The organism is Sphingobacterium paludis, assembly GCF_004364125.1.
Classification (GTDB): Bacteria; Bacteroidota; Bacteroidia; order Sphingobacteriales; family Sphingobacteriaceae; genus Sphingobacterium; species Sphingobacterium paludis.
The window spans coordinates 256789-273449 of sequence record NZ_SNZV01000005.1 but is presented as its reverse complement, the minus strand read 5'-3'; the positions used below and the strand labels follow the sequence as shown (position 1 = coordinate 273449).

10 protein-coding genes are annotated in these 16661 nt (G+C 36.6%); 5 read left to right on the top strand and 5 right to left on the bottom strand.

Annotated features, from left to right (window positions below; all coding sequences use genetic code 11):
• The first annotated feature begins 4 nt into the window (after nucleotides 1-4).
• Nucleotides 5-661, top strand: a complete 657-nt coding sequence (locus tag B0I21_RS11505) for a response regulator (protein WP_133640614.1) — start codon at nucleotides 5-7, stop codon at nucleotides 659-661.
• A gap of 710 nt (nucleotides 662-1371) precedes the next feature.
• Nucleotides 1372-1944 carry a DUF6273 domain-containing protein gene (locus tag B0I21_RS11500; RefSeq protein ID WP_133640613.1) on the top strand — a complete coding sequence of 191 codons (573 nt, stop codon included), beginning with the start codon at nucleotides 1372-1374 and terminating at the stop codon, nucleotides 1942-1944.
• Between the two features lie 54 nt (nucleotides 1945-1998).
• Here the strand turns inward: B0I21_RS11500 and estT are convergent, their stop codons facing one another.
• The 5 genes from estT to B0I21_RS11475 form a co-directional block, all read right to left on the bottom strand.
• Nucleotides 1999-2853 carry a macrolide hydrolase EstT gene (estT, locus tag B0I21_RS11495; protein WP_243836063.1) on the bottom strand — a complete coding sequence of 285 codons (855 nt, stop codon included), beginning with the start codon at nucleotides 2851-2853 and terminating at the stop codon, nucleotides 1999-2001.
• Between the two features lie 100 nt (nucleotides 2854-2953).
• Entirely contained in the window at nucleotides 2954-3757 is an 804-nt protein-coding gene (locus B0I21_RS11490; protein WP_133640611.1) for a helix-turn-helix domain-containing protein, read from the bottom strand.
• A 760-nt stretch (nucleotides 3758-4517) separates the two neighbouring features.
• The gene (locus B0I21_RS11485; protein ID WP_133640610.1) at nucleotides 4518-5924 is read right to left on the bottom strand and encodes a hypothetical protein; all 1407 of its coding nucleotides are present in this window, start codon (nucleotides 5922-5924) and stop codon (nucleotides 4518-4520) included.
• Nucleotides 5925-5996: 72 nt separating this feature from the next.
• On the bottom strand, nucleotides 5997-8753 hold the full coding sequence (locus B0I21_RS11480; protein ID WP_133640609.1) for a hypothetical protein: 2757 nt from the start codon (nucleotides 8751-8753) through the stop codon (nucleotides 5997-5999).
• A gap of 45 nt (nucleotides 8754-8798) precedes the next feature.
• A complete protein-coding gene (locus tag B0I21_RS11475) occupies nucleotides 8799-13364 on the bottom strand; it encodes an ATP-binding protein (RefSeq protein WP_133640608.1) in 4566 nt (1521 codons plus the stop codon).
• A gap of 265 nt (nucleotides 13365-13629) precedes the next feature.
• Between B0I21_RS11475 and B0I21_RS11470 the strand changes: the two genes are divergently transcribed.
• The 3 genes from B0I21_RS11470 (at nucleotide 13630) to B0I21_RS11460 (ending at nucleotide 16581) form a co-directional block, all read left to right on the top strand.
• Nucleotides 13630-14478, top strand: coding sequence for an RteC domain-containing protein (locus B0I21_RS11470; protein ID WP_133640607.1), 849 nt, complete (start codon nucleotides 13630-13632; stop codon nucleotides 14476-14478).
• A gap of 264 nt (nucleotides 14479-14742) precedes the next feature.
• Nucleotides 14743-15051, top strand: coding sequence for a helix-turn-helix domain-containing protein (locus tag B0I21_RS11465; protein ID WP_013632691.1), 309 nt, complete (start codon nucleotides 14743-14745; stop codon nucleotides 15049-15051).
• 87 nt (nucleotides 15052-15138) lie between these two features.
• A complete protein-coding gene (locus B0I21_RS11460) occupies nucleotides 15139-16581 on the top strand; it encodes a DUF4099 domain-containing protein (RefSeq protein WP_133640606.1) in 1443 nt (480 codons plus the stop codon).
• Nucleotides 16582-16661: the final 80 nt, after the last annotated feature.

The window sequence follows — 16661 nt, the reverse complement described above, 5'->3', positions numbered from 1 at the left end:
ATTTATGATAAACATTATTCTTGCGGAAGACCATTTAGTCGTTCGAAACGGAATAAAACTTCTGATAGATTCTCAGGATAATTTGGCCGTCATAGGCGAAGCCAATAATGGTGAAGAGGTGTTATCTCTGCTGGAATCCGGTGTAAAACCAGACATTGTATTGTCTGACATCAGTATGAGTGGGATGGACGGATTGCAGTTGGTAGAAAAGCTGAAGAGTGATTATCCCGAGATTAAAGTCATTATGTTGTCCATGATGAACAGCAGTCAACATGTGTTTCAAGCGTTTGAAAAGGGGGCCCAAGGATATCTGGTCAAAAATGTCGGGTATGATGAATTGTTATTCGCTATTCAGCATATCCATATCGGTGGGCGTTATTTATGCGAGGAATTGGCGATGATGTTGGTTGATAAACTGAGTGATGTGCCATCTTCGGTTACGAATGTAGAGGATTTAATGTCGGAAATGGATATCTCTGACCGGGAACTGGAGGTCTTACAACTCATCAGCGAAGGCTATACGAATATCGAGATCGCGGATCAGCTTTTTTTGAGCAAGCGAACAGTGGAAGGCCATCGTCAAAACCTTATTGATAAGACCGGTGTGCGGAATTCAGCGGCCCTAATCAAATTAGCGGTAAAAAGCGGCCTGATTAAATAATCCGACGTCCATCTATTAAAGATCTAGCGTTCTGTTTTCAGGACGCTTTTTTTGTTGATGATCACTGCAAATGTAATTCTCATACACGTAGGGAATCAATGTTATTCCATCGGTCTGCGAAGAATTTCCGAATCGGCTCGTCGTAGCACTTTGAGCTTATACAAGCTAATGCGTCGCGTCCAATAAGCTTTTGATAATTGTTTTTAAAAATTGCTAACTAATCCGATGACATTGATATCGGAAAATCGACTATTTTTCTCAAGATTTCGCGCATCTATCTTAGCATGTTTGTTAGCATACTTGTGCGCGTTACGTGTATAGATCAAATCATGCAATGAAGCCAACTGTGCTCAAAAGAACCAACAATAAAGTCCTATCCATTTTTTGCATGTTTGGCGACGGCGCGGTTTTTTCGAGTAAATGGTGTTAGCGTAAAAAGCTACACGAAACATGTATGGGACAAATGCATGGCTAAAAAATGAATAGGATAGCGGAAAAATACTTATTTATTTCTATTTTCACACTTCAGATGGGGATATAGTTAAACGGTTTGCCTGTAAAACGTGAATGCAGTGCTGCTGGAAGGAAAATAATGATGAATTTAGAAATTGTACTGTGAAGATGAAAATGGTTTAGAATAAGAGAAAAGGCGTGGCGGAGAATTTGCCCATTGCAATTGATACTACGCTATCCTAAACGATATACGATTAATGATACAGGATGATATAATTGTTTTTGGTGACTACAACTGGAAAGTGCTCGACGTCAAAGATGATAAGCTATTGATTGTTTCAGAAGATATCATCGAACTCCATTGGTATCATCGTGAATTTACAGGTGTGACTTGGGCTGATTGCGCATTACGAAATTACCTTAATAACGAGTTTTATACAAAATTTAGCTCGAATGAAAAGTCGAAGATCCTTGCTGTAACGAACACAAATCTCAATAATCAATGGTTCAGGACAAAAGGAGGAACGGATACCTTGGACAAGGTATTTTTATTGAGCCTTGAAGAGGTGTGTACATACTTTGGCAACAGTGCTGGAAATTTGTTGGTTAAGGGCAAACAAAGATGGTTGATTGATGATGATAACAACGAGATGCGAAAGGCGAAATTCGGTAGTGAGAACCATTGGTGGCGACTTCGTTCTCCGGGTTATTATGACCGAACTTCGGCAAGTGTACAATCAAATGGATGTGTTTATGTTCGGGGAAAAGGCGTTTATGGAAGACCAAAAGACGGAGGTGGGGTTCGTCCTGCGCTATGGTTGAAGACATAATATTAGAAATATTTATAAGCTAACCTTATACAACTATATTAACACATTAATAAATCATTTCCATGCTGCAAATTTGCTTACTGTAGTTGTTATAGTGTCCCAATCGTTGTAATTCAATTCGTGGCCTGTTCCCTCCAATTTCAGAAGTCGTGAATTTCTAATTTCCTCCAAAAGTTTTTTAGTATGGTCGAAATGCCAAATTTTATCTTCTGTTCCATGGATAATCAATGTAGGCGCATTGATTTCATCCACTCTATCATAGTAAGTTTTTCCTCCCTGTATCAAAGCATGGTTAAACATGCTACGATAGTTGACCGCTCGGTAAAACTCTTCCTTAATTCGTTTTTCTTCTCGTAAATAGTCCACCTGTTTACGACCAGCCATAAGATGCGATTTTTGCAACATGTAGCCGACTACCTCGTCTTCATTATTCCAGTTTACATTTTCTGCTTTAGCCTGAAGGTCAATTATTTTCTTATCCATTTCGGGGATATTAGGGTCCGCTGTTCCCCATATACCCGTAGACATCAAGATAAGTGAATTGACTTTATCAGGATTTTTAATCGCTATAATCTGAGCAATCAACCCCCCTAAAGAAATTCCCATTATATTAGCTTTCTTTATTTTATAGGCGTCTAAGATATTGACTGCATCATTTGCAAGATCAAGAATGTCGTATTGGATAGAGCCAATCTTATACGTCGTAGATTTACCTACGTCTCTGTTGTCGTAACGGATTACGAAATATCCCTTATCAGCTAATTGATTGCAAAAGTCTGCATCCCAATACAGCATGGAAACAGTTGCTCCGGCAATTAATAAGATTGCGGGGTTGTCAGGAGTTCCAAAATGTTCAGTACAAATAGAAACATTACCGTTATTAATTATCTTTTCTTTTTGTGTTTTCATACAACTGTTGGTCAAAATAAAAATGAGTGTAAAAAATCCAAAAATTTTCATACCCAAAATTACGGCATGTCCGTAAAATGGAATTGTACATTTTCGACATTTATTCCTTAACAAAAATAGATTGGTCTTCAGAGAGATATGCAGACGGGTTTTTACCCGTAAACGCTCTGTAATCCCTAATCATATGTGCTTGGTCAAAATATCCGGAATGCAGAGCAAGTTCCGTCAATGATAATTGTTGACTATTATATGCCGTTGTGATGCTCTTTTCAAAACGAACGATTCTGGAAAAATATTTAGGAGAAAATCCTGTCAACATTTTGAAGTTACGCTCAAATTGTCTTTGAGATAAAAATTGACTGTTGAGTAATTCCTGCATCTTCGCGTTTCCATCATTCATAATTAAATAACGGATCGTGTTAATTGTGTCTTTGAAATTCGGTGATAAATTATGTATCCTGTGCTCAATAAAACGAGTGATAACGTCAATTCTTTCTCGAGTACTTTTACAATGTAATATTTGCTCTTCTAAAAAAACTCCCTCTGTCCCTAAAATCTCCGTTATTTCAATGTTTTGGTTTGTCATTACATAAGCCGGAATATTAAAAAGTAAAGAAATCGCATAGGGTTGAAAGTAAATGCCAAAAACTCCCACCTTTTGACTGGAGGATAATTGATAGAAAGCATTTGTTTGTGATTGTATTCCGCTTACAAACAATTTGTTACGCTGACCATTTTCCGTAACCACCATTCCGGGAATATATTGAAATGCCAATTTGGGATTAATGGATGCAACAGATGAATGGTTATACAGTGATGTTTCTGCAAAATCTCCCTCAAAATTCCAAAAAAACTGAACGAGGTGTTTAATGCTCGATTTAGGATATATTTTTTTGTATTCCATTACATCTATTGTTTAGAACAATAATGTACGACAAGAGAATGTAATAACCAAACCATTTACAAGATATAAGATTATTGCCGCTGTATCAAATGCTGTAAGTCGGAGTCGTTATTAATCCGCCCCGTTTCGCTTTTTACAATATGCAAAATGTTCCCTTTGATCTGCCTGTGATTGGCTTCAGCGATCTGCTTCAAACACCGGGCAGACAAATAGCATAGGTGAAATTGATACGTCGAAAAAACCAGTACACAAAAAAAGCCCAATCTTTTGATTGAGCTTTCTTTTGTGATCCCGCTGGTATATGTTCCGTCCCACAACCCCGCACACGAGTCAGGAACGAGGGAGTTCGAACCCGTCCCAACCCTTCTGTTCGAATCTTGGCGGAAACAAAAAAAGCCTCAACTTTTGTTGAGACTTTTTTTGTGATCCCGCTGGGATATGTTCCGTCCCACAAGCCCGCACACGAGTCCGGAACGAGGGAGTTCGAACCCGTCCCAACCCTTCTGTTCGAATCTTGGCGGAAACAAAAAAAGCCTCAACTTTCGTTGAGACTTTTTTTGTGAACCCACTGGTACAGAACTCGAACTCTTTTTTGAACGATTTAAGACGCTTGAATCAACTTAAACATACCTCACTATCCACAGATATAGATACAGAAATTCCACAACACAAACTCAACAATAAAACAAGTAAATTAAAAAGATAGTATTTAGACATCTTAACGATTTAGATGCTGTTTTTATTCTATGACATATATTACTTACCTTACTTTTTTATCAATAATCATATTTTCAAAGAATTTAGGAGTATGATTATTATATTCAAGAAAACTGAGCAGTTCACGTAAATTTATAAATGGGTGCCACCTGTTTTTATATGCCTCGACAATAACTAGCTCACAAATAGCCCGTAATTCTTCATCAACAAAATCTGCTAAAATTACTGCAGCAATAACAATTTGATGTACTTGATCAGAATCATTAAGATCAATATTCATAAGAAAATCCCTTAGTACTGAAATTCCTTCTTGATGTTTAATTTTTTTATCAACCAGATACCAACTAATTGAGCCTGGATTTATCTTATATAGATCACCATTTACAAATTGTTCATTCGTAAGTTCCTTATGTCTGTTATCTGATACGAAAGATCTTATTTCCTCAGGAGTCGGAATAAGCATGTTATGTTCTTCTTCCCATCTTTCTTCATATATGTCGATACCAGCTATTGCAACGCATATTACATGGGCTGTCAGATATCTTAGTGTATTGAGGGTATAATCATTGATCCTAGCATTTGGAAAAAATGGTGGAACGGGGAAAATTATCCTATCTTGATATACTCTTCGACCATGTGCGACATTATTTCTATCTTTTATCCAATTTCCAATAAAATATTTTAGTCTTTTACTCATTAAACCTAACTTACCTAGCGCGTAAAGTATCTTTCCTGCGACGGGTAGATCAGAAAGTATAAGTTGATTATTAAGTTGCTTTTTAGAAGTGATCAGAGAGTGTAAATAATTGCCTTCAAATTGCATTATTCCTCCATAAATATCAATTAAGGAGTTTTCAATTTTTTCTTTGATTAATAAGCCCAACTCCTTACTATGCTCTTCTGCTAAGAGTTCAAGCACATGGAAATACGCAATAACTGCTTCGTCATTATACTCTTGACTATCCTCGCTAACATATTGCATATAAACGGCTTTTCGCCAGCGATCCATTAAAGAATAAAAAAGCTTTTGTTTATTGGAATCTACTTCATTTAATTGCCTTAAGAAGTTTGTCAAGTTATTAGAAATATCTTCCTCGCCTATAACAAATATTGTCTCAATTTTCTTTGCTTTTTCTTCTTTAATTGTTACAAATGAAGTTTGATACCCAGTATCAAAAGGTGTCATTGGACGATCCAAAAATAATGAAAGAATATCTAGGATTATTAAAAACATTGGTCTAGCGTGTGCGGCTGCATCGGTTACTGACTCAAAATCTTTTACCAATGTATCAATTGATATAACAAAATACCCAATTATGTCATCTTCGACTTTATCAACACCTAAGGGTTTTAGATCTGAAGAGGTGGATACACGACAATTTTTATACTGAAAACAACAGTAAACATTTTCCTCAAGAGGTATTGTGGTTATATAGGTAACATTTGGCATTCTATAGTAACAAATTTAACAGTGATACGATTTTTTATATTTTCTTCCTTTATTACATGAATCACAATCCTATTAAAAGTCTTTAAGCGTATTCATCAGTAAGTAATAATCATTATCCAAAGTTGGTTTGGAAAAATATTGTCTTTGAGAACCATTGAAGTCTTCAGGCTTCAATAGATTAAAATACAATTTCTGATAGATATTCATGGATTGGATTTTATCGGCTAACTTCCTGTTTTCATATAAGTACTTAATCAGTATATTAAATTCTTCACGGTATAGAAAGCTATTTTCCATCAGTAATGTTGTCACATTACCGCCTACAAAAGCATAATGAAGGCGCATTTTTTGTTGATCTGTACTTTCAAAAACTGGTATACCAGCAGTCCACCAGTCCGTGTTATCTGGATCTGGTCTCATAATTTCGCTGTAGCCAGCTGATTCCAAAATTTTAATCTTTACAGATTTACTACGAAATTTAAAATCTTTGCCAGAAGCTTTAATCTCGCTTAAAACTATTTGGAGAGTAGCAGAAAATTCTTCTCCAATTGCGTTTAACTGTGCCGTATTCTTAAATTTAATTAGCCAGTCAATATTCATTGATTTGAACAGAATCTCCCGTTCTTGTCCAAGATCACTTAACGGTACACCAGTTATCTTACCTCTTAAAATCTTTTTCATTTCCTCTGTGTTTGAGAATTTTCTTTCCAGTGGCAATAAAAGCGGTGGTAACTCTTCTGTATAAATCCAACCCAACTCCTTCTTTTGATTTTCAATAAAAACGCTCAATTCAGGATATAATACTGGTGAACAAATCAGAATTACGGCTAACTCAATTAGAATATTTCTATAGACAGCGTCAGCCTCAATATTCATTGCATCAGATTTAAATTCAATTCTGACTTTGATATATTGACGAAAATCGTCCAGTGCACTGATCCATGCTCCTTGATTATAATCAGCTCTAAACACATATGCATAGCTATCACTAATTCGATTAAGAGCTGTTGCCTCGCCAAAATGAAAACAAGCCCAAACCCCGGCTAAGGCATATTGTTTGGCAGCTATATTTAACCCAAGAATTGAATAAACTTCTGAAAGACCAAGCATTACAATAATGTAATTTTCTTTGGTATCTTTCAATTGAAACAGTTCTTTCGCACGGTGCAGACATTCGAGGGCCTTTAAAAAATTTTTAACAGAAGGTTTTTCAACATATGCAGCAGCCCGATCAGCTAAAGTTTGCGCGGATGTGCTTTGATTACTTGTCTTTTTCGCATGCTCTTCAATTTCGTTTAAAAAAACTTCAACTTCTTCCAATTCCTCATCACTTCTTCCTGCTTTTATGCACTGTTCAAGAATCTGATTCATGATTTCAGACAGCTTGGTAATTGAATAAGAATGGGTTTCTGGTAAAAGAGGTATAATTTGCCTGTAATAATCCAATCCTTGTCTCATTCTATCCTTTAGTGGCCTTTGGTTTTCCGTGTGGTAATGGAAGCTACCTTTAAGCTCCAACAGCTGGCATCTATCATCTATACTTGTTGTGGTTAATAGTTGTTGATCTATGGTGTTGAGGATGTTTATTTTCCAACCTTTCAAATCCTCAAGTGTTAGTTCAACGGTACCATTTAAAATTTGTACTTCGAGAAGTTGCATCAACGTAATATCTTCCTCAATAGAACTGAGAGATAATCGATAGTCAATATTTTCAAAGTAGAAACGGATTAGTTCTTCTTGACCTTCAAAATCATATATGTTACTTCCATCTTCAAGGTTTGGCGATAATAAAAGGAACAAAAACTCGTATATTGCTTTCCGTTTACAGCTTACAATGATATCAGGATGTTCTATGTATTGAATCAAAATCGGTAACCAAATTTCCAAATGAGCAGTCTTTCCCATTTCCCATCTGCAATATCTAACCGCGCTAATTAGCTCGAAAAACACTCCAATATTAAATTGATTTACCTTTTCTACATGTTTCCATTTGTGCAAGGTATCAGCATACCATTGGTGATCTTCATCTCCTGTGCCTAATAGTAAGATATCTAAAAGTTGATTGGTTATCTTACTTGATTCTTCATCTGGATTTAAACTTTTCTGCGCTATTTCGTAATGAAGAACTGAAATGTAGGTAGTTCTTTTTGACTTATCAATTGGCAAAGGAAGCTGGCTGATTAGTGTTTCAATTTCCGCTACAATTTTTGGTATTGCATGAACTTGATCTATTTCGTCAAATTGCCATTTAATTGACTTTATAAAGCGACTCCATGTCTCATCAGAAAGTTGATCGTAAATTATTTTGGCAGTCTGTAAATCAGATTTAGAAATAGAATCCATACGATTTTCATACACTTCATTGATGTATTCATCGAGAATAACTTTAACCTTAAGCCTGCATTTTTCGAGCAATTCCTTACTCATATTGTCTTGGTTTTTATACCATTCCAATAGTAAGCCTGCATCGTTACCTCTGGTTTCACGGGCAATTCCAGAATTGGTTTCAAATAGAAAGGTCACCTCATCAAACAAATAGTTACCCTTTACAAAGAGCATAAAAAAATGTGCAATACTTTTTTTTATTTCCTCCTTAGAAAAGGAAAAGTTTGTAGAGTATAGCTTAATTTGTCTAAATTTCGCTATTCCGGCATAAATATCTCGCTGAAATATATCCTCTTCATAATCGCAAAAAATATCCTCATCTTTTTCCTGTATTCTATTTTCAAGCCAGCTTTTGAGAGTTTTTAATTTTTGAAAATGAAAACCTTTTTCAGTTGCTGAGGCATCTGTTTCTTTTGTAAAGAGGTTTAATTTAGATATATTCATTCTTAGCTTTATTATATACGTACTTATGTTCTATGTTGTAGATAACTAAATGATTTTTTCCAATACATTATCAGCACTTCTTCTTAAACGGTAATCTTTTAATATTTGGTCGAATGACAAAAGAAGTTGCATCCTTTTTGCTTTACTATTACTGTCATTTCCATGTAGGCAATCATAAGCTCCAACAACAAACTTTATCGCTGCCTCATCAGAACGATGATGATACAGTTGTTTGCTTGCATCAGCTTGAGATTGTTTGTTTAATGCTAAATTGAATACATCAATTGCAACGTGGACAGAACGACCGCATTGGTGGATTAAATATTTCATGAAATATTCAGATAGTTTAAACTTGGAGGAAGAGATATACCTTCCTAAGAAGCCGTATATGTCATCAATTTTGATATGTTCAACATTGATAAAATTCAACGTCATGTCCACTTCATCATCTTCACTTACCTGTTCAATAATCATAGCCAACAATTCGTCATTCTTCTCTTTAGTGTTAGGAACCTCATAATAGTATTTCAAAATATCCCCAATCATTCTTGAAGAAATATTTGTACTGGAATGGAGATGCTTTAACAGTAAATCTCGTGAGCCAATTTGATCATGAAGATATGAACCGTAGAGAATGGAAAACAATAGGTAGCTATCATCTTTTCCCATTAAGTTGGAATTAATCAACTTCTCATAAGGTTGCGACAAGATGTCAAGTCCATTGTTTCTCATGTATTGTAATGACCATAGAGATGATGCGATAATATAAATGTCATTTTCTAAATTTATATATTCCGTAAACAATTCATACGCTCTTTTCTGATCTAGATGTAACAGATAAGCAAATCTCCAATACACTACAGCTCTCGCTTCAGGGGGAGCCAGAACTAAAACATTTTTCACTGTATTAAAGATGACATCTTTATAGTTGTCATCTTTAATGTGTAATAAGACTCTAATAGCTGAGCCGAATGTGGTATTGATACCAGCTGTTATAAGGCCATTAATTGTTGTTGTTTTTTCATCCCGATCATCTAAAAATGTCGTCCTTTTGTAATTTTTAAAATCTAATGCTTGGTCAGTAAGAAATCTAATCAGCTCATCGTCATTATCCTTATCACCAATGAGATGAGAAGCAATATCAACACATAATCTTGTTTCTGTACCGAGCTCTCGTTTTAAAATTGCTTTAAACAATGATATAGTTTTCTCTTTTGAATCACTTCTTTTTTCAGTCCAAGCCGATAGTCCGTAAATTGCATACTTGATATTTATTGAACCATCCTCTAATACCTTCTCTATAAGTTTAAGTTTGTAATCTGACGGGTCTTCCTGCACAACCTTATAAAACGACGATACCAATTCGTCCAATCCACCTTTTAGATAATCTTCACCCCACCTTTTTGGGTTGTCATTATATTTGCGAAAAGCTTTGAGCCATTGCTCATTCGACATATATTGATGAGCTTTAGCACTGATAGGGCTATGTATAACTCCTGCCATAGCAGATCTACTCCTTCGCTTTTCCTTTCGATCTGGAAATCTCCTCTCCAGTTCTTGTAAACTACGACTAAGTTCTTTATCCACGGAAACTACTTCTGTTGGTAGGCGTAGTAACCAATAATACTTGGCCAAACCCCAAATTGAATGAAAATGCTTCTTGCGTGGTTCTCCATATTCATGAAAGCGAATTTCATACCTGTTTACATATCCCTTTATTTTCAATATCACATAATCTCTTTGATTTGGTTTGAAGTATTTGAATGCTTTTTCAACAAGAGTGCGTAACTCAAAATCCATGTCGCTATCTTGACCTATCAATCCAGATTCGAATAGCTTTTGAAAAATGATAAATACTTTATCATAATGTTGCTCCTCATTACCATTGAGGCTAAAAAGTAACAATTGCAATATTACCTGATACTTTGAATTTTTCGCTCTCTCAAAGAACGGAACAAAATGTTCGGGATAGCTTTTTGCAGTTCGCTTTAGGCAAATTGCTAATAATTGATAGATAAACTCTGAGCCGAATATCGTATCCTTGTCATTTAAGTCCACGTTGTTGTATTTCCAGTCTCTTATAATGCTTTGCTCATATTCAACCTCCCTTTTTAGATCTATTTCTATACAATTATAGAAAATAGGATATAGTTTATGTGGACACTTTTTTGCCAGAGTTTTCAGTACTTCTTTCTCTTCGTAATCTTTATCTGATTTTGATTTTTCAAAGTGTACAGGGAGTAGTTTTGAAAGTATTTCGACAGCATAGTCTTCATTTCTCTTTGCAATGTTATCCAATACATGGTAAAATCCATAAGGGTCAGTCTTTTCGAAGTCTTTACATCTTTCAAAAAGTTCATAGGATATTGGATTGCTCCAGTCTTCAACTGAATATAAGAGATCTTGGACAATCTTGTCATTTTGTACAGATTTCAAGAACAGCCAAGCATTAGGAGCGTTGTGTGTAACGATATGGTTTCTCAAAAAGAAGAAAACCACCTTTCTCCTGTATGCGATTAAATCCTCAGTGAAATCAGCGTCTTCGATTATCTCACTTTTCAATACGTTCAACAAACCCTCTTTTTCGGCTAACTCGAACCAAACTGTAGACACAGCTAACTCGAAGAACATAAGCTGTAAATGAATTGATTTTTGAATCAATTCTTTAACCAAATCTATTTCTGATTTCGAGGGGTCATTTTGAGAAATCAATAAAGAAAATAGTACATGTTTAATATGGAATAGTAATTCTTGATCTTCAAAAATTAGTTTTATTGTATCTTCATATTGTGTTTCATCATAGTCTCGCAGATACAAAACTATCATTTTTAAGGCGGGGCGTATGTGGATAGATTGCTCAGACTTCTTAATGTATTCTACGATATCTTGAGTGTTCTCCACAAACTGCTTGGCAAAAACAAAGTCATAAAAAGATTGGTGAAAAAATTGCAGCTGCTTATTCTCGCTTTTTAGCAATCTCTCACTTACAAGATATTTTATTTCACTATTATCGTCTTCAAATTTCAGAGAGGAAACGGTTATTCTTTGTGTACTGAACATCTGATCCGCAATTTTATACAATACGGTTTTCAAATTGGTTCGTTGTACAGGAACACTGCTGGGAAGATTTACGACCTTGTTGTTCCACAGCTCTAAGTACAAACTCTGAACGGATGTTGCTTGCAAATTTAAACCTCCCTCTGCAACGACACGTATAAAAATGTTTAAATGATTGGGTATCTTAAGGAGTTCAAACAACTTAGGCGATATGTCTTCTTTTTTAATTTTGATTTTTGATATAACGGACAACACTTCACTTTCACTTAAAGGTTTTAGCTCGAAAGTGGGCATATTTTTATATATGCGTAGGGATGGGTCATAATATAGTTCATAAGGTCTTATGGATATGATTATTCTTACAGAGTTGTCCTTAGTGAATTGGTCAATAAAACTTCTAAATACATTTAAATACTTTCGGTCAGATGCCATCGATTGTGAAAGAGCATCAATTTGATCAATCAGAATAACTGTTTTCTTATGATACTTTTTACACGTTTCAATAAATTCATTAACAGGAATTGGAAATCCCAGACTTTTTTGCAGGCCGTCCAAAGTATAAGTATATAGTTTGTCTGCCTTTAAGCCCAAGACAGGTATACCATTCAAATTACATTTATCATATAAATCTTTTAAAATTACGGTCTTGCCATAGCCCGCTTGTCCCACCAATAGACATACGTTTTGGATTTCTTTAGTCTCGCTTTCTTTTTCAGAAATAATCCAATTGTATAAGTCGTCTGTTTCCTTTCGTGGAAGATGGGAATCCTTTATATCATCAAAGATTTTTTTCTCAGAATTTAAGCTTACCGATCCCGATTTTAATTTTTTACTAACTTCTTCCTTACTTAAATCATATCCTAATTTTTGGATCAGATTATCTAGCTTAACATTGTCAGTGACAGTTCTAACCTCAAAGAATAACGGAATAAGATGGTTAAGGGCTGGCGTGCTAAGATACCTATCTAGATCCTGAGGTACGATTTTTTTTACTTTGATTTCAGAGAGGATAGATTTAACATCATCGTGATCTATGCTCAATGCTAAAGATTTTAACATAGGCATACTTAAGCCTTTAGCAATCCAATCTGATAAACTGGAATCTTCCGGTGCTAATTTATTGAAGTCATCTATAAATTCTGAACAATCAGCTGTAAATCCTTTAGAAACAGAAATGTAATAAGTAAAATCAGATCTATCATGGACTAATGTTTTTTCCAATATACTGAATAACACAAATCTGGTTATTTCTACACCTAAATCATTCTTGCTATAATTTTTATCATACTTCTTACATTGGATCAATCCATATGACTTGCCATCTCGTATTAGTACACAATCCCTCCCCTGATCTCTGACGCCTGTCATCAAACTGATCTCATCAAAACCATCAAACGTATTATTTTCTATTTTTGTTTTGTATATACTATAAAGCAACTCTTCAAATCGCCGAGAGTCAGCAATATCATTATAAGGGAATGATTTATTGGCTAATGCAAGGGGACGAGGCAATGTCCCCTTTTCTATTGTTGGCTTCTCGTATACGATATTCATGCTATCTATATAATTATTAAATAGTGTACATTATTGATATATTGTAATAAGTATGTTTTCAGGTCTTTATTATTCTTAAAGAGAAGGTTTGGAAGGCCAAGAAATTGACATCTGATTACAATGTTTATAAAGATAAATATTATATCATTGGAGTATCAGTTTTTCAAAAAATCTTCCCCTACTTCGTCCTGTCTCATGAAAAAAGGTCGGTACTAATGTTAAAATTTACAGAGGCATATTGGCTTTATTTTAAACCATTAGTATTATGAGACACCTATTACACAAAATCGTCTCCGACATACAGAAACAGGAACGTAAGTTTTCTGTGGAGGCTTCGAGTTTTATGGACGAGGCGTACAGGATGACAGTCTATCTGAAAGAGCTTCTCGGAGACATCAAAGAAGATATAATAAACGAGGGATTTACTACAAAGGAGGACGAAATTCTCTTCTTTAAGCAGATTAAACCAACTGTCTTGGGCAAGCTCATCTATTACAACAAGGTATTCAGGATAGAAACTGCATGCCCTGCAAGTAATGGAAATATCTACGAAGGCTATTTTGCTATGCACCTGCGAGAATTAAAGCAGGAATACACGGAGCATGTCTGCAATTCCGATTTTTACCGCTACTACCGTTCCGGCAGAATTGACAGAGATGAACAATACTTTACACTTGGCAAAATAAACTGCTATGACGGGTTGAACAGCTTTGTATTTGAAATCGACCCCAAATTTTCGACCTACTTTGATTACAAAGTGGCGAAAATCATCGCCAACGAATTAGTTTATAATTACCTGACGACAAAACTAAGCCCCGAACAAAACCCCGATGTCCTGCTACAACAGGACGAAACAAAGGACTTCTTTTGGACACAGACCAAAAACGCCCTTATCGAATTGATTTATGCACTCTACGCCTGCGATGCTATTTCGCACGGAAAGATAGGCATCCGAAAAATCAGCATGGTATTCCAAATCCTGTTCCGTATATCACTGAACGATATACATAACAGCTTCCACCGGATGAAAACCCGTGCAGGCTCACGGACATTGTTTTTAGACCAACTTAAATACAGTTTGGAGGAATATATGGACAGGGAAGACAACCTGTAATTTTTGTCTTCTCTTTCCATCAAAGAGGACAGCATCAATCGGTGCTGTTCTTTTTTTGCCCGTTTGCCTATATGTGTCTATCGGCAAATCCATTGGATTGGATGCCGACCGATTGAACAAAAGTGCGAAAAGCCCCTAAAAACAGCACTTTACATGAATTGTAAAAAAATGAAAAAAGTGCCTTTTTGATAGACACGTATCGGACGACAGCCTCCGCCAATCGCTCCAATTTTGTGGTGTTAGAAATCATTAAAAAGTATTGTTATGAACATCGACAGAATGGAATTTATCGCATGGATGGAACGTATCATGGAGCGTTTTGATATTTTGAAAGAGTACGTCCTAAACATCAAGAAAGAACGGCACAGCATAGACGGCGAGGAATTACTGGACAACCAAGACCTGCTCCTCATGCTGAAAATCAGCCACCGCTCCCTGCAACGATACCGCTCCACGGGCAAGCTACCGTATTACACCATTAGCGGAAAGCTGTATTACAAACTATCGGATGTACACCAGTTCATTAGGGAAAGTTTCAAAGCACCCATACGGCGTACAAAAGAAAACAGATGACGAACCCTACCACGAAAAGACGGGTACGGCTATGCCGTACCTGCTTCACCTACTTTCGGACAATGTAAACTTTAAAAAATTAATATCATGAGCGAACAGACAAATGAAAATCCACAGCAATATCCCGAACAGCTTTCGGATATGCTGTTGGTGATGGACAAGGAAAAAAAGAAAATCCAAGCCGTTACGGGTGTTGACGAAAACGGCAATCTGAAAACCGTTGATGCCACCAAGAAAAACCAAAGCCAATTTATGCGAGTGGACAGAGCCGGAGATTTGTTTACAAATTTCTTCTCCAACTTGTGGCGACAGCTTAAAGACCCGACCCATTTCTCATTCTTTAAAGTACCTGCAAAAGAAGCGGTCGAAACCGCCAAAGAAATGCAGAAACAGGTCAATACTCCAACCAAAGAGGGCGAGGCTGTCATGGCAAAGCACGAGGTCAAAGAGCCAAAGGAGCAACAGCAGGAAACCAAAAAGGATGTAGAAGCACCACAGGCGACACCGGAAACACAGCAAGCAAAGGAGAAAAACGAATACCGCTATAAGGCGGAAGATGTGGACTGGAATTATTTAGCCCAATTTGGAATAAACAAAGAGAGGCTTGAAAAAGACGGGCAGTTGGATTTGCTGTTAAAGGGCTATAAGACCAATAAGGTATATCCCACAAGTGTCAATTTCGGTGCGGTTATCATACGCACGGATGCAAGGCTCGGTTTCCAAGATGGTGAAGACGGAAAACCTGTACTTATGATGTACGGTGTACGCCATGAACCCAACCTCAAAGCCCCTTTCTTTGGTCACGAGTTTACCAAAGAAGACAGGGACAATCTGCTCAAAACCGGAAACATGGGGCGTGTGGTAGAACTGACCAACCGCAAGACAGGCGAAAAGATACCGTCCATTATCAGTATCGACCACCTAACGAACGAGGTTATCGCATTCCGGCAGGACAGGATAAAAGTACCCGATGAGATTAAGGGCGTAAAGCTGACCGAAGACCAAAAACGGGATTTTAAAGATGGGAAAGCCGTTTATTTAGAGGGTTTGGATTTTAAGAACAGTACGAACAAAAATGCCCATGTGCAGTTCAACGCCGACAAAAAATATACGGAGTTTCTTTTTGGCGATAAAGCCCCCAAACAGGGACAGGAAAACGACCCGAAATACTACCGTGGGAAAACGTTCTCCGATGAACAGTATAAGCAACTCACCGAGGGCAAAACGCTTTGCATTTCGGATTTCAAAGATGGGCAGGGAAACCCCTATAAAGGTTACGTTACGCTGAACAAAGAAACAGGGGGTTATAATTTCAACTTTAAGAATCCCAATGCGATGAAAAATAAGGCACAGCCTGCCGAGACGCACAAAACACAGGTTGCCGTAAACTCGAACGGGAAAACCAACGAAGCAACCAAGCACGTCAACGAACCGTTGAAACCGGAGCAACAAACACCGAAAAACAAAACGCAACAGCAACGGCAGAATGACCCCAACCGTTCGACTAAATCCAGAGGGGTAAGAAGATAATACCATCAAAAAACATTTTTCTATGGAAATCCCCTCTCAAAAGAGACGGAGGGGTTTCTCAAAGAGAAATGTCCAACACT